A 20,814-nucleotide genomic window follows, 5' to 3' on the forward strand; every position below is an offset into this window, starting at 1 on the left:
CTTTCCCGCTTGCGGGAGAGGGTTAGGGAGAGGGCCAGAGCGTCGCGGGCTGACACCGCTTGCCGCGAGGCACGCGCCTGCCCTCTCCCCCGGCCCCTCTCCCGCAAGCGGGAGAGGGGAGCAAACAAGCGATAGCTTCGACGTTATCGCCAGTTCAAACGCTACTGCCGCGCGTTGCGCTTGTTATCCGGCCACGCCGTATTGAAGTTGGTCCGGAACGGATTGATATCCAGCCCCCCACGCCGCGTATAGCGCGCATACACCGCCAGCTTCACCGGCTTGCATTGCCGCAGCACGTCCATGAAGATCCGCTCGACGCATTGCTCATGGAACTCGTTGTGGTTGCGGAACGAGATCAGGTACTTGAGCAGCGCTTCCTGGTTGATCGGCGCGCCGACGTAGCGGATCTGAACGCTGCCCCAGTCGGGCTGGCCCGTGACCAGGCAGTTGGACTTGAGCAGGTGCGACACCAGCGTTTCTTCCACCGGCGTTTCTTCCTGGTCGGCAAACAGCAGTTCGGGCGCGGGCTCGTAGCGGTCGACTTCAATGTCGAGCCGGTCCAGCAGCAGGCCGTCGAGCTCGCCCATCTGCTGCTTGCCGAGATCCGCCTCGGTGACCAGCCGCACCTGCACCGTGCCGCCGGTGGCTTCGGACAGGTCGTGGTGCAGCAGCTGCTGCATCGCTTCCGGCGAAGCGATCCTGGTCTGGTTGAACGAGTTCAGGTACAGCTTGAACGACTTGGACTCGACGATGTTGGGCGTGTCCGAGGGGATGATGAAGGTGGCCAGCGCCACCTGCGGCTTGCCCTTCAGGTTCAGCCACGACAGTTCGTATGCGTTCCAGATGTCGACGCCGAAGAACGGCACCGGCTTGCCTTCGGGCAGGCCGATCTCGGTGCGCTTGGGCTGGCGCGGGATCGGGAACAGCAGCGAGGCGTCGTATTCGGTCTTGTAGGCCGAGGGCTTGCCCAGCGGCGAGTGTTCGGGGAGGCTCATGGGGCGCTCAGCAGATTCAGGCAGCAATCAGGACAGCAATCAGGACAAGAACAGCTTGTACACCGGGTTGTCCGTTTCGTCCCAGTGTACGTAGCCCAGCGTCGAAAGGAACGCGCGGAAGGCGCGCTTTTCGTTCTTCGGCACCTGGATGCCGACCAGGATGTTGGAGGTGTCCGCCCCCTGGTTGCGGTAGTGGAACAGGCTGATGTTCCAGTTCGGGCTCATGCTCGACAGGAACCGCATCAGCGCGCCCGGGCGCTCCGGGAACTCGAAGCGGTACAGCAGTTCGTCATGCGCCAGCGCCGAGCGGCCGCCCACCATGTAGCGGATGTGCTGCTTGGCCAGTTCGTCGTTGGACAGGTCGAGCGTGTCGAAGCCGTGCTTGCGGAAGCTGGCGGCGATCTTGTCGTTCTCGGCGCGGCTGGCGATCTGCACGCCGACGAAGATATGCGCCACGTCGGTATCGGCGATGCGGTAGTTGAACTCGGTCACGCTGCGCGTGCCCACCAGCTCGCAGAAGCGCTTGAAGCTGCCGCGCTCTTCGGGGATGGTCACGGCGAACACGCCTTCGCGCGCCTCGCCCACCTCGGCGCGCTCGGCGACGAAGCGCAGGCGGTCGAAGTTCATGTTGGCGCCGCACGCGATCGCGACCAGGTGCTGGCCCTTGAGCTTCTCGCGCTCGGCATACGCCTTCAGGCCCGCCACCGCCAGCGCGCCGGCCGGCTCCAGGATGCTGCGGGTGTCCTGGAACACGTCCTTCACGCCGGCGCAGATGGCATCGGTGTCGACCAGGATGATGTCATCGACCAGCTCGCGCGTGATGCGGAAGGTCTCCTTGCCGACCAGCTTGACCGCGGTGCCGTCCGAGAACAGGCCCACTTCCTTCAGCTCGATGCGCTTGCCGGCGTCGACCGAGCGCTTCATCGCATCCGAGTCGACGGTCTGCACGCCGATCACCTTGATCTCGGGGCGCACCGCCTTGATGTAGGCAGCGATGCCCGAGATCAGCCCGCCGCCGCCGATGGCGACGAACACGGCATGGATCGGGCCCGGGTGCTGGCGCAGGATTTCCATGGCGATGGTGCCCTGGCCCGCGATCACCTCGGGATCGTCGAACGGATGGATGAAGGTCAGCTTGTGCTTCTTCTCCAGCTCGGCGGCGTGGTGGTAGGCATCGCTGTAGGACTCGCCGTGCAGCTCGACCTGGACCCACTGGCCGCCGCGTTCGCGCACCGCGTCGATCTTCACCTGCGGCGTGGTCACCGGCATGGCGATGATGGCCTTGCACTGCAGCCGGGCCGCGGACAGCGCCACGCCCTGGGCATGGTTGCCGGCCGAAGCCGCGACCACGCCGCGCTTGAGCTCTTCTGCCGACAGCGACGCCATCTTGTTGTACGCGCCGCGCAGCTTGAAGGAGAACACCGGCTGGGTGTCTTCTCGCTTGAACCAGACCGAGTTGCCGGTGCGCGCCGACAGCTGGTGCGCATAGGTCAGTTCGGTTTCCTGCGCCACGTCGTAGACCTTGGCGGTCAGGATCTTTTTCAGGTAATCGGGGCGGGCGGCGGACGAGCGGGTCATGGTGTCAGGGCAGGGGCCGCGGGGGCGGCGCAAAAAAACCGGAAATTCTGGCGGAAACCGCCAATGATAAAGGATGGCGGCGCTGCGACCACACCGGGGCGGCTCCACCGTCGCCCGCGGGAAGTCGCGCGGGATGGCCGTGGGCGTGCCTTGAAGTGGCTGGGAATGCACTGGCGGCAGGGCTTGGCACGATGCACAGGGGCTGGCCCCGGACTTGCATCGGCTGACGATTGCGCTGCCGCCATGTAGGACGGAGCCCGGTGGACGCCGGTCAAAACGACGTGTTACGGTGTAACGCGATGCCTCAGCTACCGCTTATCGAACCCAATACCGCCCTGTTTCTCGACTTCGACGGCACGCTGGCCGACCTCGCGCCGCGGCCCGAACTGGTGCAGGTTGAACCTGAACTGGTCGGTACGCTGCGCACGCTGTACCAGCGGCTGGACGGCGCGCTCGCCGTCATCTCCGGCAGGCCGATCGTCGAGCTGGACCATTTCCTGCAGCCCCTGCAACTGCCGGCGGCCGGCATCCACGGGGCTGAATTCCGCACCGACGGCGGCATGGTGTCCAAGACACCCGCGCCGGGCCTCGAACCCCTGATCCCGCACCTTGAAGCGCTGGTGCACGCCTACCCGGCGTTGCGGCTGGAGCGCAAGTCCGTTGCCGTTGCCATCCACTACCGCCAGGCACCCGAGCTGGCCGGCGTGGTCGATGCCGCGGTCACTGACGTATTGCGCCACGCGGTCGGGCTGGAGGCCCTGCCCGGCAAGATGGTGGTCGAGATCAAGCCCGCCGGCGTCGACAAGGGCGACGCCATCGCCGCCTTCATGAAGTCCGCACCGTTCTGCGACCGCACGCCGCTGTTTGCCGGCGACGACATGACCGACGAGCCCGGTTTTGCCGCCGTGCGCAAGCTCGGCGGGCTGGGCGTGCTGGTGGGCCGGCGCGAGTCCGTGGCCGGCGTCAGCGTGGAGGGGCCCGCTGCGCTGCGCAGCTGGCTGCACCGCTCGGCGCGGGCGCTGGATCAATCCGCGCGCGCCGCCGGCCAGCCCGGCGCCGTGCCGCACGAGGCCGAGCCAGGCCGCCATGGCGCACCGCGCCACAACCCGCATCCGACAGCATCCTGAGGGAGGTACTGCTGTGACCAATACGAGCAGCCCCAGCGAGCTGGGCAAGCCGCCCAGCGAAGGCGTGAACAAGACCGTCGACGGCAGCAGCCGGTATGCCGAGCCGTCGCTGTCGCTGGGCATGATCGGCAATTGCGCGATCTCCGCGCTGGTGGATGGCCGCGGGCGCATCGTCTGGTCGTGCCTGCCGCGCTTTGATGGCGATCCGGTCTTCAACGCGCTGCTGGACCCCAGCGAGAACGCGGGCCAGTTCTCGATCGAGATCGAGGACTTCCACAGCGCCAGCCAGTGGTACGAACCCAATACCGCGGTGCTGCGCACGCGGCTGACCGACACCCATGGCAACTGCCTGGAAATCACAGACTTCGCGCCGCGCTTCTTCCGGCTGGGCCGTTATTTCCGCCCGACCACGCTGGTCCGGCGCATCCGTCCCGTGCGCGGTGCGCCGCGCGTGCGGGTGGTAGTGGCGCCGCGCTTCGAATGGGGCCGCAAGAAGCCGGACATCACGCGCGGCAGCAGTCATGTGCGCTACATCGGGGAATCGATGACGCTGCGCATGACCACCGACGCGCCGCTGGCCTACGTGCTGTCGCACACGCCGTTCCTGGTCACGCGCGGGCTCAACTTTATCCTGGGCCCCGACGAGACCCTGGCGCATGGCGTGGAAGAGATCGCGCGCGATTTCGAGCAGGAAACCACCGCTTACTGGCGCCTGTGGAGCCGCCGGCTGGCGGTGCCGCGCGAATGGCAGGACGCGGTGATCCGCGCCGCCATCACGCTGAAAATGTCGCTGTACGAAGAGACCGGCGCCATCGTCGCGGCGATGACCACCAGCATCCCCGAGGCGCCCGGCAGCGGCCGCAACTGGGACTACCGCTTCTGCTGGTTGCGCGACGCGTTTTTCGTGGTGCGCGCGCTCAACAGCTTGTCCGAGGTCGGCACCATGGAGGACTACCTGCGCTGGCTCTCCAACGTGGTGATGCAGTCGCAGGACGGGCATATCCAGCCGCTGTACGGCATTGGCCTGGAACGCGAGTTGCCCGAGAGCATGCTCGACCACCTGTCCGGCTACCGCGGCATGGGGCCGGTGCGCGTGGGCAACCAGGCGCAGGAACACTTCCAGCATGACGTCTACGGCAACGTGGTGCTGGGCGCGGCGCAGGCCTTCCATGACCACCGGCTGCTGCACCGCGGCGGCCCGGCCGAGTTCCGCCGGCTGGAAGAAGTAGGCGAGCAGGCGGTGAAAGTCTTTGGCACGCCCGACGCCGGCATGTGGGAGCTGCGCACGCGCGCCCGCGTGCATACCTCGTCGGCGCTGATGAGCTGGGCCGCTTGCGACCGGCTGGCCAAGGTCGCCGAGAAGCTTCAGATCGCGACGCGCGCGGCGTACTGGCACGATCATGCCAACCGCATGAAGGAACAGATCCTGGCCGAGTCGTGGAGCGAATCGCGCCAGGCCTTTGCCGAAAGCTTTGGCGGACGCGAACTCGACGCCAGCGTGCTGCTGATGGCCGAGGTCAACTTCATCGATCCGGGCGACCCACGTTTCATCGCCACGGTGAAGGCGCTGGAGACTTCGCTGTGCGACGGGCCGTATATGCGCCGCTACGAGGCGCCCGACGATTTCGGCAAGCCCGAGACCGCGTTCAATATCTGCACCTTCTGGCGCATCGACGCGCTGGCGCGCATCGGCCGGCGCGAAGAGGCGCGCGAGATCTTCGAGGCGATGCTCGCCGCGCGCAATCCGCTTGGCTTGCTGTCCGAGGACACCCATCCCGTGACCGGCGAGATGTGGGGCAATTTCCCGCAAACCTACTCGATGGTCGGGCTGATCAACGGCGCGATGCGGTTGTCGGCGCCGTGGGACACGGTGATCTGACCGCGCACCCGCGCTCCGGGAATCCCGCACGACAAGAACAAAGGAATCCAGAAAACAACATATGCCAAGACTCGTAGCGGTATCCAACCGTGTCGCAGATCCGCGCAACGTGGCCGCCGGCGGCCTCGCCGTGGCGCTTTCCGAAGCCTTGCGCCAGACTGGCGGGATGTGGTTTGGCTGGAGCGGCAAGGCGCTGGACTCTGCCCAGGGCGGCACCCCCGGCGAAGGCGAGCTGCACTTGCAGCAGGCCGGCAACGTGACGCTGGCTACGGTGGACCTGAGCCGCGAAGACCACGACGCGTATTACGTTGGCTACAGCAATGGCGTGCTGTGGCCGGTGTTCCACTACCGGCTCGACCTCGCCGACTTCGATTCCAACTTCCTCAACGGCTACCGCCGGGTGAACCAGCTGTTCGCGCGCAAGCTGGCGCCGCTGCTCAAGCCCGACGACGTCATCTGGATCCACGACTACCACCTGATCCCGCTGGCGTCTGAGTTGCGCGCGATCGGATGCGGCCAGAAGATCGGTTTCTTCCTGCACGTGCCGCTGCCGCCGCCGCTGATTTTGGCGGCCATCCCTCAGCATGAGTGGTTGATGCGCGCGCTGTTTGCGTACGACCTGCTCGGCTTCCAGAGCCACGCCGACGTGGAGCATTTTTCGCGCTACGTGCAGGCCGAGGCCCAGGCTGAGCCGATGGGCGAGCACCGTTACCGCGCTTTCCATCGCACGGTGCGGGCGCAGGCCTTCCCGATCGGGATCGACGTGGATGAGTTCATTGCACTCGGCCGCGGCGAGGAGGCGCAGGAAACCTACGAGATGATGTGTGCCCAGTACGCGCGTCGGCGGCTGCTGCTTGGCATCGATCGGCTCGATTACTCCAAGGGTTTGCCGCAGCGGCTGAAAGCGTTCTACCGGCTGCTGGCGGAATATCCGGAAAACCGGATGAGCGCCACGCTGGTGCAGATCGCCGCGCCGTCGCGCGAGTCGGTCGATGCCTATGTAGACCTGCGCAGCGCGATGGAGCAGTTGACTGGCGCGATCAATGGCGAGTTCGGCGAGCTGGACTGGATGCCGGTGCGGTATATCCATCGCACTACCGCGCGCAAGCGGCTGCCTGGGCTATGCCGCGCGAGTCGCGTGGCGCTGGTGACGCCGCTGCGGGATGGGATGAACCTGGTGGCCAAGGAGTTTATTGCCGCGCAGGATCAGGAGGATCCGGGGGTGCTGGTGCTGTCGCGCTTTGCCGGGGCGGCGGAGCAGTTGAAGGAGGCGCTGCTGGTGAATCCCTACGATACCCGCGCGACTGCGCAGGCGATCCAGCAGGCGTTGCATATGCCGCTGGCCGAGCGCCAGTCGCGGCACCAGAAGTTGCTGGAGCGTATTCGGGCGCAGGATGTGCACTGGTGGAGTAGTGAATTCCTGCGCGCGCTGGCTGAGACCGAGGGCGGTTGATGGCTTCGTCGCCCGCCGGTCGGGGAGAGGACCATGAGTGAAGATCTGGCATCGCAAACATGCACGCCATGCCGTGGCGGTGTCCCGCCCCTGACGCCTGATGAGGCTGAGGCGTTATTGCCGCAGGCGGTGGGGTGGGACTTGGTGGATGGGGCTACGCGGTTGGAGAGGCGGTTTTCATTTGCCAATTTTGCCGAGGCGTTGGCGTTTGTTGGCCGCGTTGGGCAACTGGCGGAGGAGCAGGGGCATCATCCGGAGATCAGTTTTGGGTGGGGGCATGCCACGGTGTCGTGGCGGACCAAGAAGATCAAGGGGCTGCATCGGAATGATTTCATTATGGCGGTGAAGACGGGGGAGTTGGTGGGGTAGGGTGTTTATTTTGGTAGTGCCTTGCGGCTGGCAGGCAAAGACACAGACACAGACACATAGGCAAAAAAACTCACCCCAAATCCCCCGGCGTATCAATATCCCGAAACGCCCCCTCATCCTCAGTCAATATTCGCGTCACCGGCTTCCCCTGAAGAAAACCCCGCGCCCCTTCATCCCCATCGAGCTTCAGCAGGTCGTCCCGCCAGGCAGCACCGAAGCCCACGGGATGCCCCCGCTGGCCATTGCGCCATGGCGCGGCAATCGTTCCAGGGGTGGTGATCGTCAGCGCCACCGCGCGTACCAATTCCATCGGCAGCCAAGGCATATCAGCAAGCGCAACCACCCATCCCCGCGCATCTGGCGTCGCCGCTATCGCCGCGCGCAGCGCGGCCCCCATGCCCTGCTCGGCGTCGGCCGATTCGAGCACACGGCAACCCCCGCGCCTGAGTTCTTCCGCCAACGCCGGATTACCCGGCCGAATCACCGCAACCGAATCCGGCAACGCCGCAGCCAACGTACGCGCACTGCGCCAGGCAACGGTGCGTCCACCAGGCAACACTTCAAGCAACTTGTTCCGCTTGCCGGCAGCATCGAAGCGTCGGCCAAAACCCGCCGCCAGCAAAATCCCGGTAGGCAGGTCGGTGCGAAGCAAGGGAGCATTGGGGGCGGCAGTCATGGCGGGCACTCGGTTATCACGCGTCAGGTCGACGGAGGAGAAACATCGCAGCTGCTGCCGGTGCCAGCAGCCATCTCGCGCGCGGCCTTGGCGCCTTCCACTTGCAGGATGTCAGGCAGCGACACATGGTTCTTGGCCGCAACCACTTCCGCCAGAATCGAGATGGCGATTTCCGGCGGCGTACGGCTGCCAATATAGATGCCAACCGGCCCATGCAGCCGCGCCAGCTGCAACTCGGTCAGATCGAATTCCTTCAGCCGCTCGCGGCGCGCCTGGTTGTTGCGGCGCGAACCCAGGGCCCCCACATAGAAGGCCCTGGTGCGCAGCGCTTCCATCAGCGCCAGGTCATCCAGCTTGGGGTCGTGCGTCAGCGCAATCACCGCACAGCGCTCGTCCAGCTTCATGTCCGTCACGGTATCGTCGGGCATGGTGCGCACCATGGCCACGCCGGGGATATCCCACGTCTCCGTGTATTCCTCGCGCGGATCGCACACGGTGACCTGGAAGCCCAGCCCCACGGCGATCTGGCACAAGTATTTCGACAGCTGTCCCGCGCCGATCACCAGCATGCGGTAGCGCGGGCCGTGGATGGTTAGTAGCGTGTGGCCGTCAAACACCAGCCCGTCGGTGGCACTGGCCGGCCCCAGCGTGGCTACACCCGTAGCCAAGTCAAGCGTGCGCGCGACCAGCCGGCCGTTTTCCACGGCATCGAGCAATTCAGCAATGCCGCTCGCCGGCTTGAGCGGCTCGGTGACCAGTTCGATGGTGCCGCCGCAGGGCAGCCCGAAGCGGTGGGCTTCCTCGGCGCTGATGCCGTACTTGATGGCCTCGGGCTGGGCCGACGTGATGCCTTGCCGGCGCACGCGGTCTATGATGTCGTCTTCGATGCAGCCGCCCGAGACCGAGCCGACCACCAGGCCATCATCGCGCACCGCCAGCATCGCGCCCTCAGGGCGGGGCGACGAGCCCCAGGTGCGCACTACCGTGACCAGCAGCACGCGATGGCCCTGTTGCTGCCAGTGCACGCTGTTCTTCAGGACTTCGAGATCCACGCTGTCCATGATCGTTTCCGCTTCGGTTCCTCTGTCTGTTCATTCTCGCCAGCGGCTGCGGCGGGGGCGCCCTCGGCCGCTGGCGTTTCATCTGTGGTGTCGGGCGTTACCGCCTCGGCGAAGCGCGCAAAGAAGCTATCGGCCATCTTTCGTGCCGCGGCGTCCACCAGCCGCGAGCCGATCTGCGCGATCTTGCCCCCCACATGGGCGTCGACGGTGTAGCTCAGCACGGTCTCGTCGCCGTCGGGGTCGAGCCTGACGCGGGCGGTGCCCTTGCCGAAACCGGCAGCGCCACCCTGGCCGTCGAAGCGGATGGTGTAGCTGTCCGGGGCCTGGATGTCCTCCAGCGCCATGCGGCCCTTGAAGCGCGCCTTGACCGGGCCTACCGCGGCCATCAGGACCAGCTGGTAGGCGTTGTCGCCGTCGGGCTCGATACTCTCACATCCCGGGATGCATTGCTTGAGCAGCTCGGTATCGTTGAGCGCTTCCCATGCCGCTTGCTGGGGAATCGGCAGGCGCTGGCTCTGGTTCATTTCCATGGCGGGGCTTCCTTTCTTGGTGGGTGGGGGGCGCCGGCCCGCGCGGGGCCGCCCTGGTCGGACAGCAGGGATTCGAGCGCCAGCAGGCTGTCCAGGTTGTGCGCCGGGCGCAGCGCGTCGACATGCGGCAGGATCGCCTGCACGCCGCGCGCCTGCGGCGTGAATCCAGGGTAGCGCAGCAGCGGGTTGAGCCAGACGATGCGGTGCGCAAAGCGGCGCAAGCGAGCCATTTCGCCGCCGAGCAGGTCGATATGCTCGTGGTCGAGCCCGTCGGTGACCAGCAGCACGGTGGCGCGGCCGGACAGGGCGCGGCGTGCCCAGTGGCGGTTGAAGTTCGCCAGCGCGGCGCCGATGCGGGTGCCGCCGGCCCAGTCGCGCACCTGGCCTGTGATCACGGCGACGGCTTCGTCGGGATCGCGTTCGCGCAGCGAGCGGGTGATGTTGGTCAGCCGCGTGCCGAACAGGAACACCGACAGCCGCTCGCGCGACTGCATCAACGCGTGGCAGAAGTACAGCACCGCGCGCGAGTACTGGCTCATCGAGCCGGAGATGTCGAGCAGCAGCACCAACGGCGGCTTGCGCTCGGCGTGCTTGCGGTACTTCCAGCGCAGCCATTCTCCATGCTGGCGCACCGCCAGGCGCGCGCTGGCGCGCAGGTCGGCATGGGTGCCGCAAGTGGCGGCGCGCAGCCGGCGCGTGCGCTGCAATGCAAGGTGGGTGCGGCGGGTGCGCACCAGATGCTGCAGGGCACGCCACTCCTGCGCGGTCAGGGTTTCGAAGTCACGCTGCGCCAGGCGTTCCTGGTCGGAGAAGGTCAGCGGCACGTGGATGCGTTCCGCCTCTGTCTGCGCCGGGCGCGATGGCATTTCCGGCTGGCGCGCGGCCAGCGCATCGGCAAGACGGTTGCTGCGCCTGGGCGGCGGCGCGCCCGCGTCGACACGCGGCAGCAGCAGCGCACGCAGCTTGCCTTCCCAGTCGGGGTCGCGCCAGAACAGGTCGAAGGCGGCGTCGAACAGGGGCCGCTGGTCGGGGCCGGACAGCACCAGCGCCGCCAGCGCGGCACGCACGTCGTCGCGCCGGCCGATGTCGACCAGGCGCAGTGCGGTCAGTGCATCGACAGTGTGCGCCGGCGACAGGGCGAAGCCGCCGTCGCGCAGCAGCCGCATGAAGTGGGTGACGTTGCGCGCCAGCACCGGCAGTCCTGCTTGCGGACCGCCGCTGCGCGTCCCGGCGTGCAGCATGGGCACGGTTCAGCCTCCGGGCGCGGCGCCCGCCAGCAGCTCCGCCACGGTGGGGCCGTCGACGCGCGCCAGGTCGTCCTGGTATTTGAGCAGCACGCCCAGCGTGTCTCGCACCGATTGCGGGTCGAGTTCGGTCACCCCCAGCGCCGCCAGCGCGCGGCACCAGTCGATGGCCTCGGCGATGCCAGGCGCCTTGAACAGGTCGATGCCGCGCAGCCGGTGCACGAAGTCGATCGCCTGCGCTTGCAGCGCGGCGGCGGCCCCGGGCGCGCGCGCGGCGACGATCTGCAATTCACGGTCGCGGTCCGGATAGCCAACCCATTGATACAGGCAGCGGCGCTTGAGCGCATCGTGGACCTCGCGCGTGCGGTTGGAGGTGATCACGATCAGCGGCGGACGCTCGGCGCGGATCACGCCGATCTCGGGGATCGAAACCTGGAATTCGGACAGCACTTCCAGCAGAAAGGCCTCGAACGGTTCGTCGGCGCGGTCGATCTCGTCGATCAGCAGCACGCGCGGCACGCCCGGCGCGGCGGGATCGGGCAGCAGCGACTCCAGCAGCGGGCGCTTGAGCAGGTAGTCGTCGTGGTACAGCGATTGCGCCTCGGGCCGCTCGCCGCGGGCCTCGGCCAGGCGCAGCGCCATGATCTGGCGAGGGTAGTCCCATTCGTAGAGCGCGCTGGCGGCGTCGAGTCCCTCATAGCACTGCAGCCGCAGCAGACGCGTGCCGAGCACGCCCGCCATCGCCTGCGCCAGGGCGGTCTTGCCCACGCCGGGCTCGCCTTCGAGGAACAGCGGGCGCTGCATGCGCAGGGCAAGGTAGAGCACCGTGGCGGTTTCGCGGTCGGCGAAGTATTGCTGGTGTTCAAGCTGTGCGAGGGTGTGATCGATGGAGGTGGGGAGCATGGGGCGTTCTTGTGTGCCGACGCGCCTCGCACGCCAGCGGTTTGCTCCCCTCTCCCGCTTGCGGGAGAGGGGCGGGGGAGAGGGCAGGAGGTTCGCTCGCGACAACGCCTGATTCAGGCGCCGGCCCTCTCCCCCAACCCCTCTCCCGCCAGGCGGGAGAGGGGGGACAACATGCGGCAGTGGAGAAACGCTAGTTCTTCAGCACCGCCTCCACTGCCCTCGCCGCCAGCACCGGAATCAAATGCGCCCGGTATTCCGCCGACGCATGCAGGTCGGCATTCAGCTTCCCCGCATCGACCTTCACCCCACGCGCCGCCTGTGCGGTGAAGCTGGCAGAAAGCGCCTGCTCCAGCGGCTGGCACCGGAACACGCTGTCGGCAGCTCCGGTGACCGCCACGCGCACCGTATTCCCGGAGCGCGCCACCATCACCCCCACCAGCGCAAAGCGCGATGCTGGATTGCGGAACTTCACATATGCCGCCTGCTCCGGCATCGGGAAGCGCACCGCGGTGATCAGTTCGTCCGGCTCCAGCGCGGTCTCATACAGCCCCTTGAAAAAATCATCCGCCGCGATGCTGCGCCGGTCGGTGACCACCGTAGCGCCCAGCCCAAGCACCGCCGCCGGATAGCAGGCCGCCGGATCATCATTCGCCAGCGCGCCGCCGATGGTCCCCATCGCGCGCACCTGCCGGTCGCCGATGCCGCCGGCCAGCGCCGCCAGCGCCGGGATACGCTGGCGTACCTGGGCGTTCTCGGCCACGTCGGCATGGCGCGCGGCAGCGCCGATGACGATGTCGTTGCCGTCGACGCGGATCTCGGCCATGCCGGGAATGCGCGCCACGTCGACCAGCGTGGACGGCGACGCCAGCCGCAGCTTCATCGCCGCCAGCAGGCTCTGGCCGCCGCCGAGGAACTTGGCGTCGGGATCGGCCTTGAGCTTGGCCACGGCCGCCTTGGCATCCGCGGCGCGTTCAAAGTTGAATGCGTACATGTCGGTTTCCTTTGCCGTGTGGATGGATCAGGGCTGAGGCCGCGCGGCCTGGATCGCCTGCCATACGCGATGCGGCGTGGCGGGCATCTGCATATCCTTCACGCCCAGCGGCGACAGCGCATCGACCAGCGCGTTGATGAATGCCGGCGGCGAGCCGATCGCGCCGGCCTCGCCGCAGCCCTTCACGCCCAGCGGGTTGTGCGTGCACGGTGTGCCGCTGGCGGTCTCGACGGTGAAGTCGGGCAGGTCGGCGGCGCGCGGCATGGCGTAGTCCATGTAGGAGCCGGTCAGCAACTGGCCGCTGTCGTTGTCGTACACGCACTGCTCCAGCATGGCCTGGCCCAGCCCCTGGCCGATGCCGCCATGCACCTGGCCCTCGACGATCATCGGGTTGATGATGTTGCCGAAATCGTCGACCGCGGTGAACTTGACCACCTGCGACTCGCCCGTGTCGGGATCGACTTCCACCTCGCAGACATAGGCGCCGGACGGGTAGGTGAAGTTGGTCGGGTCGTAGAACGCGTTTTCGTTCAGGCCCGGCTCCAGCTTGTCGAGCGGGTAGTTGTGCGGCACGTAGGCGCTCAGCGCGACCTCGCCGAAGGTCTTGGTCCGGTCCGTGCCCGCCACGCGGAACACGCCGTTGCTGAACTCGATGTCGTTGTCCGACGCCTCCAGCAGGTGCGCGGCGATCTTCTTGGCCTTGGCCTCGATCTTGTCGAGCGCCTTGACGATGGCCGAGCCGCCCACCGCCAGCGAGCGCGAGCCGTAGGTGCCCATGCCGAAGGGCACGCGCCCGGTGTCGCCGTGCACGATCTCCACCTGCTCGAGCTGCAGGCCAAGCCGGTCGGCCACCACTTGCGCGAAGGTGGTCTCGTGTCCCTGGCCGTGGCTGTGCGAGCCGGTGAAGACCGTCACCGTGCCGGTCGGGTGCACGCGGATCTCGCCCACCTCGAACAGCCCCGCGCGCGCGCCAAGCGCGCCGGCGATATTCGACGGGGCCAGCCCGCACGCCTCGATGTAGCAGGAGTAGCCCAGGCCGCGCAGCTTGCCGCGCTGCTTTGCTTCATCGCGCCGTGCCGGGAAGCCCTTGATGTCGGCCAGTTCCTGCGCGCGCGCCAGGCATGGCTCGTAGTCGCCGGTATCGTAGGTCAGCCCCACCGGGGTGGCATACGGGAACTGCCGGATGAAATTCTTGCGGCGCAGTTCGGCCGGATCCGTGTTCAGCTCGTGCGCGGCGGTCTCGACCAGCCTTTCGACCACGAAGGTCGCTTCAGGCCGCCCCGCGCCGCGGTAGGCGTCGACGGGCGCGGTGTTGGTGAACACCGCCTTGACCTCCGCATAGATCGCCGGAGTGGAGTACTGGCCGGCCAGCAGCGTCGCGTACAGGATGGTCGGCACGCTGCTCGCAAAGGTCGACAGGTACGCGCCCATGTTGGCGACCGTATGCACGCGCATCGCCAGGAACTTGCCGTCGGCGTCGAGCGCCAGCTCGGCCTTGGTCACGTGGTCGCGGCCATGCGCGTCGGTCAGGAAGGACTCGGAACGGTCCGCGGTCCACTTGACCGGCCGGCCGACCTTCTTCGAGGCCCAGGTCAGCGCCACGTCTTCCGGATACAGGAAGATCTTGGAACCGAAGCCGCCGCCCACGTCGGGCGCGATGATGCGCAGCCGCGATTCCGGCAGCCCCAGCACGAACGCGCCCATCAGCAGGCGTTCGACGTGCGGGTTCTGGTTGGCGACGTAGACGGTGTAACTGTCGTCCTGGCGCGTATAGCTGGCGTTGACCGCGCGCGGCTCGATCGCGTTGGGGATGAGCCGGTTGTTGACGATCTCCAGCGTGGTCACGTGCGCGGCCTTGGCAAAGGCGGCGTCGGTGGCGGCCTTGTCGCCGTGGCCCCAGGTGTAGCAGGTGTTGGCCGGCACGTCGTCGTGCACCAGCGTCGACGCCGACGCGGCATCCGGGGCGCGGACCACGGCGGGCAACTCTTCGTAGTCGACGTCGATCTTCTCGGCGGCGTCGCGCGCCTGCAGCAGCGTCTCGGCGATCACCAGCGCCACCTGGTCGCCCACGTGGCGCACCTTGCCCTGTGCGATCACCGGGTGCGGAGGCTCCTTCATCGGCGTGCCGTCGATGCTGTGGATCAGCCAGCCGCAGGGCAGGCCGCCCACCTTGTCTGCGGCGAGGTCGTCGCCGGTCAGCACGGCGATCACGCCGGGCGCGGCCAGCGCCTCGGTCTTGTCGATCGAGCGGATGCGCGCGTGCGCATACGGCGAGCGCAGGAAATACGCGTAGCTCTGCTGCGGCAGCACGATGTCGTCGGTGTACTGGCCGCTGCCGGTCAGGTAGCGGTAGTCTTCCTTGCGCTTGACGGGTGCGCCGACCAGGCGTTGATTCTCGGGTGCGTTCATGGCCGGTCCCCCTTATTCAGCGCTGGCGGCGGTGCCCTGCATGGCCGCCTGGCCCTGCTGCACCGCCCGCACGATGTTGTGGTAGCCCGTGCAGCGGCACAGGTTGCCTTCCAGGTGGGCGCGGATGGTGGCGGCGTCGGCGTCGGGATGCTGCTGGACCAGCGCGGTCGCGCTCATCACCATGCCCGGCGTGCAGAAGCCGCATTGCAGCCCGTGGCATTCGCGGAATGCCTCCTGCATCGGGTGCAGCCCGTTGCCGACCCGGTCGCCGGCCAGCCCTTCGATGGTGGTCACGGTGGCGCCGTCCGCCTGCAGCGCCAGGATGTTGCACGACTTGACCGCCCGGCCATCCAGGTGGACCGTGCAGGCGCCGCATTGCGCGGTGTCGCAGCCGACGTGGGTGCCGGTCAGGCGCAGCTGTTCGCGCAGGAACTGGACCAGGAGGGTGTTGGGTTCTACCTGCGCGTCAACGGGCTTGCCGTTGACCGTCAGGCGGATCGGAATCGCCATGCTTGTCTCCATGTGGGGTGGACGCGCATGACCAATTCCCAAATCCCGAAGCAACTGCGCGGGACTGGCCACGACGCGGTACTGCCGCTTGGTATTGCCGCTCAGGACGGCTATAGGACGGCTAATTCGTGATATTGGTGCTGCTGCTGCAACTGCTCCAGGTGCGCCAGCGAACGCTGGGGCCGGCGCATTGGCACGGCCGGCGAACGTTTGGCCGCGACAGGCTCTAACAGTTAATCACAAATCCCTGACAGGTGCCATGAGGTTTGCCCGCGCCCCAACCGGGGTAGGGCGCCCTCGGAGGGGCCGCTGCTAGAATGGCCCGGCCCCTCCGCCTGCCCCGACATGGAAGCCTTCTTCGACTGGCTGTTTCAAACCGTCGCCTTGCCCAATGTGGGCCTGCCCGCGATCTTCGTGGTCAGCCTGGTGTCGGCCACGCTGCTGCCGCTGGGCTCGGAGCCGGCCGTGTTCGGCTACGTCAAGCTCAATCCCGAGATGTTCTGGCCGGCGATCCTGGTGGCCACCGCCGGCAATACCGTCGGCGGCGCGATCGACTGGTGGCTGGGCTATGCGGCCAAGCTGGCGCTGGTGCGCTATCACCTGCGGCGCCGGGCGCGCGAGCACGAGCTGGAACACGAACAGCACCGCGCGCACGCGCGCAAGCCGCCCAAGCCCAAGCTGGACGCCAAGTATTTCCGCTGGATGCGCCGGCTGGGGCCGCCCACGCTGCTGCTCTCATGGCTGCCGGGGATTGGTGATCCTTTGTGCACGCTGGCTGGATGGCTGCGGCTGTCGTTCTGGCCCAGCCTGGCCTGGATGGCGGTCGGCAAGTTCCTGCGCTACCTGGTGATGACTGCCAGCCTGTTATGGATCCCGGACACTTTTTGGCAGAACATTGCGCAAACGGTCAAGTCATTCTTTTGATATAAGCGCCTCATAAGGCGCATTCAGCGTGATGTCGCCACCGCCTGGTCACACCTAATCCCTTGTTCCGACAAGGATTCCGCTTTGCTGCAGTGCGGCGAAACCGGGCCTTGCAGTACAATCGCCCTTTAATGAACGATTCGCGCACTGTCCCCGTGCGCAGCAGGAAGCGGTCCCCCCAATGAACGCCCCACTCGTGCTCGACGCCAAGCTCGCCGCGCAGGACGCCCCGCCGCGCCTGCGTGAAATTCCCTATAACTACACGTCCTTCTCGGACCGCGAGATTGTCATCCGCCTGCTGGGCGAAGAGGCCTGGCGCATCCTGGACGAGTTGCGCAGCGAGCGCCGCACCGGCCGCTCCGCGCGCATGCTGTACGAGGTGCTGGGCGATATCTGGGTGGTTCGCCGCAATCCCTACCTGCAGGACGATCTGCTGGAAAATCCCAAGCGCCGCCAGATGCTGGTCAGCGCGCTGCACCACCGCCTGAACGAGATCGAGAAGCGCCGCGCCGCCGACCGTGCCGAGCACGCCGAGCCCGCCGCCGAGGATCGTTCGCACCGCGTGGAGCAATTGGTCGCCTTTGCCAAGCAGGCGATCGAAGACTTCAAGAACGAGTTCGCCGCCGCCTACGACCTGCGCAAGCGCGCGCAGCGCGTACTGGGCCGCGTCACGCAGAAGGACAACATCAAGTTCGATGGCCTGTCGCGCGTGTCGCACGTGACCGACGCCACCGACTGGCGCGTGGAATATCCGTTCGTGGTGCTGACGCCGGATACCGAGGAAGAGATCGCCGGCCTGGTCAAGGGCTGCTTCGAACTCGGCCTGACCATCATCCCGCGCGGGGGCGGCACCGGCTATACCGGCGGCGCCGTACCGCTGACGCCGATGAGCGCGGTGATCAATACCGAGAAGCTGGAACAGCTGGGGCCGGTCGAGCAGACTGACCTGCCGGGCGTGTCGCACAAGGTCGCGACGATCTTCTCCGGAGCCGGCGTGGTAACGCGCCGCGTGGCCGATGCAGCCGACAAGGCTGGCCTGGTGTTCGCAGTAGACCCGACTTCGATCGACGCGTCGTGCATCGGCGGCAATGTCGCCATGAACGCCGGCGGCAAGAAGGCCGTGCTGTGGGGCACCGCGCTGGACAACCTGGCCTGGTGGCGCATGGTGGACCCGGAAGGCAACTGGCTGGAAGTCAGCCGGATGGACCACAACCTGGGCAAGATCCACGACGTGCCGGTCGCCACCTTCGAACTGAAGTGGTCGGACGGCAACCGCGCTCCGGGCGAGAAGGTGCTGCGCACCGAGACGCTCGCGATCGAAGGCCGCAAGTTCCGCAAGGAAGGCCTGGGCAAGGACGTCACCGACAAGTTCCTGGCCGGCCTGCCCGGCGTGCAGAAGGAAGGCTGCGACGGCATCATCACCAGCGCGCGCTGGATCCTGCACCGCATGCCGAAGTTCATCCGCACCGTGTGCCTGGAGTTCTTCGGCCAGGCGCGCGACGCCATCCCCAGCATCGTCGAGATCAAGGACTTCCTCGATGCCGAGACCAGGAAGCCCGGCGGCGCCATCCTGGCCGGCCTGGAGCACCTGGACGAGCGCTACCTGCGCGCGGTCGGCTATGCCACCAAGAGCAAGCGCAACGCCTTCCCGAAGATGGTGCTGATCGGCGATATCGTCGGCGACGATGAAGACGCCGTGGCGCGCGCCACCTCGGAAGTGATCCGCATGGCCAACGGCAAGAGTGGCGAAGGCTTTATCGCCGTCAGCCCCGAGGCCCGCAAGAAGTTCTGGCTCGACCGCTCGCGCACCGCCGCGATCGCGAAGCACACCAACGCCTTCAAGATCAACGAAGATGTGGTGATCCCGCTCAACCGGATGGGCGAGTACACCGACGGCATCGAGCGCATCAATATCGAGTTGTCGATCAAGAGCAAGCTGCAGCTGGTCGACGCGCTGGAAGCGTTCTTCGCGCGCGGCAACCTGCCGCTGGGCCGCAGCGACGACGCCAACGAAATCCCCAGCGCCGAGCTGCTGGAAGATCGCGTCCAGCACGCGTTGACGCTGCTGCGCGAAATCCGCGCGCGCTGGCGCTACCTGCAAGACCACCTGGATACACCGCTGGTGCGGGCCAAGGCCTCGCTGATCGGGCACGGGCTGGGGCTGCTGGGGCAGGAATTCGAGGCGCGGCTGCAGCAGCAGCCGGACGCCAACGTGTTCCACCTGCTGCAGGACCGCACCATCCGCGTGTCGTGGAAGAACGAAATCCGCGCCGAGCTGCGCAAGATCTTCAACGGCGGCGAGTTCAAGCCGATCCTGGACGAAGCCCAGAAGATCCACAAGCAGGTGCTGCGCGGCCGCGTCTTCGTGGCGCTGCACATGCACGCCGGCGACGGCAACGTGCACACCAACATCCCGGTCAACTCCGACGACTACGACATGCTGCAGGACGCGCACCGCGCGGTGGCCCGCATCATGGACCTGGCGCGTTCGCTGGACGGCGTGATCTCGGGCGAGCACGGCATCGGCATCACCAAGCTGGAGTTCCTGACCGAGGAAGAAATCGGCGACTTCCGCGCCTACAAGGCCAAGGTCGACCCGCAGGGCCGCTTCAACAAGGGCAAGCTGTTGCCTGGCGCCGACCTGCGCAATGCCTACACGCCGTCGTTCGGCCTGATGGGGCATGAGTCGCTGATCATGCAGCAGAGCGATATCGGCGCCATTGCCGAGAGCGTCAAGGACTGCCTGCGCTGCGGCAAGTGCAAGCCGGTGTGCGCCACGCACGTGCCGCGCGCCAACCTGCTGTACAGCCCGCGCAACAAGATCCTGGCGACCTCGCTGCTGGTCGAGGCCTTCCTGTACGAAGAGCAGACCCGCCGCGGCATCTCGGTCAAGCACTGGGACGAGTTCTCCGACGTGGCCGACCACTGCACCGTCTGCCACAAGTGCGTGACGCCGTGCCCGGTCAAGATCGACTTCGGCGACGTTTCGTTGTTCATGCGCATCGTGGTTCGCAAGATGGGGCAGAAGAAGTTCAACCCCGGCACCGCGGCGTCGATGTTCTTCCTCAACGCCACCAACCCCGAGACCATCAACCTGACCCGCAAGGTCATGATCGACTGGGGCTACAAGGCGCAGCGCCTGGGCAACGAGGTGCTGAAGAAGCTGGCGAAGAAGCAGACCGCGCATCCGCCCGCCACCGTGGGCAAGCCGCCGGTGCGCGAGCAGGTGATCCACTTCATCAACAAGAAGATGCCGGGCAACCTGCCCAAGAAGACGGCGCGCGCGCTGCTCGACATCGAAGACAACGAGATCGTGCCGATCATCCGCGACCCGAAGGCGACCACGCCGGAATCGGAAGCGGTGTTCTACTTCCCGGGCTGTGGCTCGGAGCGGCTGTTCTCGCAAGTGGGCCTGGCCACGCAGGCGATGCTGTGGCACGTCGGCGTGCAGACCGTGCTGCCGCCGGGCTACCTGTGCTGTGGCTATCCGCAGCGCGGCAGCGGCCAGTACGACAAGGCAGAGAAGATCGTCACCGACAACCGCGTGCTGTTCCACCGCGTGGCCAATACGCTGAACTACCTCGACATCAAGACCGTGGTGGTCAGCTGCGGCACCTGCTACGACCAGCTCGCCGGGTATGAATTCGAGAAGATCTTCCCCGGCTGCCGCATCATCGACATCCACGAGTACCTGCTGGAGAAGGGCGTCAAGCTGGAGGGCGTGACCGGTACGCGCTACATGTACCACGATCCCTGCCATACGCCGATCAAGACCATGGATCCGACCAAGCTGGTCAACGACCTGATGGGCGGCAACACGGGGCTGGGCAAGATCGAGAAGAACGAGCGCTGCTGCGGCGAGTCGGGCACGCTGGCGGTGACGCGTCCGGATATCTCGACGCAGGTCCGCTTCCGCAAGGAAGAGGAAATGACCAAGGGCGCCGACAAGTTGCGCGCCGACGGTTTCACCGGCGACGTCAAGATCCTGACCAGCTGCCCGTCGTGCCTGCAGGGTCTGTCGCGCTACAAGGAAGATGCATCGGTGCAGGCGGACTACATCGTGATCGAGATGGCCAAGCACCTGCTGGGAGAGAACTGGATGCCTGAGTACGTGGAGAAGGCCAATGCGGGTGGGATCGAGCGGGTGCTGGTGTAAAGCCTGACG

General features: G+C 66.8%; 16 protein-coding genes. 6 read left to right on the forward strand and 10 right to left on the reverse strand.

Annotation, left to right across the window (positions count from 1 at the left end):
• Positions 1 to 161: 161 nt before the first annotated feature.
• Together queF and ilvA are read right to left on the reverse strand one after the other, a co-directional pair.
• Complete coding sequence (gene queF / locus ACIP1U_RS00655) at positions 162 to 995, reverse strand: NADPH-dependent 7-cyano-7-deazaguanine reductase QueF (RefSeq protein WP_400310452.1); 834 nt, start codon at positions 993 to 995, stop codon at positions 162 to 164.
• A 39-nt stretch (positions 996 to 1,034) separates the two neighbouring features.
• Positions 1,035 to 2,573 (reverse strand): threonine ammonia-lyase, biosynthetic, encoded by a 1,539-nt coding sequence (gene ilvA / locus ACIP1U_RS00660; RefSeq protein WP_400310454.1) that lies wholly within the window; start codon positions 2,571 to 2,573, stop codon positions 1,035 to 1,037.
• 299 nt (positions 2,574 to 2,872) lie between these two features.
• On the opposite strand from ilvA, the gene otsB reads away from it, so the two are divergent.
• The 4 genes from otsB (at position 2,873) to ACIP1U_RS00680 (ending at position 7,401) form a co-directional block, all read left to right on the forward strand.
• The gene (gene otsB, locus ACIP1U_RS00665) at positions 2,873 to 3,700 is read left to right on the forward strand and encodes a trehalose-phosphatase (protein ID WP_400310457.1); all 828 of its coding nucleotides are present in this window, start codon (positions 2,873 to 2,875) and stop codon (positions 3,698 to 3,700) included.
• Between the two features lie 13 nt (positions 3,701 to 3,713).
• On the forward strand, positions 3,714 to 5,579 hold the full coding sequence (locus tag ACIP1U_RS00670; RefSeq protein ID WP_400310460.1) for a glycoside hydrolase family 15 protein: 1,866 nt from the start codon (positions 3,714 to 3,716) through the stop codon (positions 5,577 to 5,579).
• A 61-nt stretch (positions 5,580 to 5,640) separates the two neighbouring features.
• Positions 5,641 to 7,032: an alpha,alpha-trehalose-phosphate synthase (UDP-forming) gene (gene otsA / locus ACIP1U_RS00675; protein WP_400310463.1), complete on the forward strand. Its 1,392-nt coding sequence runs from the start codon at positions 5,641 to 5,643 to the stop codon at positions 7,030 to 7,032.
• 33 nt (positions 7,033 to 7,065) lie between these two features.
• The gene (locus ACIP1U_RS00680; RefSeq protein WP_400310466.1) at positions 7,066 to 7,401 is read left to right on the forward strand and encodes a 4a-hydroxytetrahydrobiopterin dehydratase; all 336 of its coding nucleotides are present in this window, start codon (positions 7,066 to 7,068) and stop codon (positions 7,399 to 7,401) included.
• A gap of 70 nt (positions 7,402 to 7,471) precedes the next feature.
• On the opposite strand, the gene ACIP1U_RS00685 is transcribed toward ACIP1U_RS00680, so the two are convergent.
• The 8 genes from ACIP1U_RS00685 to ACIP1U_RS00720 all read right to left on the reverse strand — a co-directional run bounded on the left by ACIP1U_RS00685 (position 7,472) and on the right by ACIP1U_RS00720 (position 15,725).
• A complete protein-coding gene (locus ACIP1U_RS00685) occupies positions 7,472 to 8,077 on the reverse strand; it encodes an NTP transferase domain-containing protein (protein ID WP_400310468.1) in 606 nt (201 codons plus the stop codon).
• Positions 8,078 to 8,100: 23 nt separating this feature from the next.
• Positions 8,101 to 9,138 (reverse strand): XdhC family protein, encoded by a 1,038-nt coding sequence (locus tag ACIP1U_RS00690; protein WP_400310470.1) that lies wholly within the window; start codon positions 9,136 to 9,138, stop codon positions 8,101 to 8,103.
• Positions 9,111 to 9,668 (reverse strand): CoxG family protein, encoded by a 558-nt coding sequence (locus tag ACIP1U_RS00695; RefSeq protein WP_400310474.1) that lies wholly within the window; start codon positions 9,666 to 9,668, stop codon positions 9,111 to 9,113. The genes ACIP1U_RS00690 and ACIP1U_RS00695 overlap by 28 nt, the downstream gene beginning before the upstream one ends.
• Positions 9,659 to 10,909 (reverse strand): VWA domain-containing protein, encoded by a 1,251-nt coding sequence (locus ACIP1U_RS00700; protein ID WP_400311708.1) that lies wholly within the window; start codon positions 10,907 to 10,909, stop codon positions 9,659 to 9,661. The genes ACIP1U_RS00695 and ACIP1U_RS00700 overlap by 10 nt, the downstream gene beginning before the upstream one ends.
• A gap of 9 nt (positions 10,910 to 10,918) precedes the next feature.
• Positions 10,919 to 11,815: an AAA family ATPase gene (locus ACIP1U_RS00705; protein ID WP_400310477.1), complete on the reverse strand. Its 897-nt coding sequence runs from the start codon at positions 11,813 to 11,815 to the stop codon at positions 10,919 to 10,921.
• A gap of 190 nt (positions 11,816 to 12,005) precedes the next feature.
• Positions 12,006 to 12,806: an FAD binding domain-containing protein gene (locus ACIP1U_RS00710; protein ID WP_400310479.1), complete on the reverse strand. Its 801-nt coding sequence runs from the start codon at positions 12,804 to 12,806 to the stop codon at positions 12,006 to 12,008.
• A 27-nt stretch (positions 12,807 to 12,833) separates the two neighbouring features.
• The gene (locus ACIP1U_RS00715; protein ID WP_400310481.1) at positions 12,834 to 15,215 is read right to left on the reverse strand and encodes a xanthine dehydrogenase family protein molybdopterin-binding subunit; all 2,382 of its coding nucleotides are present in this window, start codon (positions 15,213 to 15,215) and stop codon (positions 12,834 to 12,836) included.
• 12 nt (positions 15,216 to 15,227) lie between these two features.
• A complete protein-coding gene (locus ACIP1U_RS00720; protein WP_400310484.1) occupies positions 15,228 to 15,725 on the reverse strand; it encodes a (2Fe-2S)-binding protein in 498 nt (165 codons plus the stop codon).
• A gap of 345 nt (positions 15,726 to 16,070) precedes the next feature.
• Here ACIP1U_RS00720 and ACIP1U_RS00725 point away from each other — a divergent pair, with 345 nt between their 5' ends.
• Together ACIP1U_RS00725 and ACIP1U_RS00730 are read left to right on the forward strand one after the other, a co-directional pair.
• A complete protein-coding gene (locus tag ACIP1U_RS00725) occupies positions 16,071 to 16,649 on the forward strand; it encodes a YqaA family protein (protein ID WP_400310487.1) in 579 nt (192 codons plus the stop codon).
• A gap of 181 nt (positions 16,650 to 16,830) precedes the next feature.
• Positions 16,831 to 20,805 carry a DUF3683 domain-containing protein gene (locus ACIP1U_RS00730; RefSeq protein WP_400310489.1) on the forward strand — a complete coding sequence of 1,325 codons (3,975 nt, stop codon included), beginning with the start codon at positions 16,831 to 16,833 and terminating at the stop codon, positions 20,803 to 20,805.
• The last annotated feature ends 9 nt before the right edge of the window (positions 20,806 to 20,814 follow it).

This window comes from Cupriavidus sp. NPDC089707 (genome assembly GCF_044748965.1).
Classification (GTDB): Bacteria; Pseudomonadota; Gammaproteobacteria; order Burkholderiales; family Burkholderiaceae; genus Cupriavidus.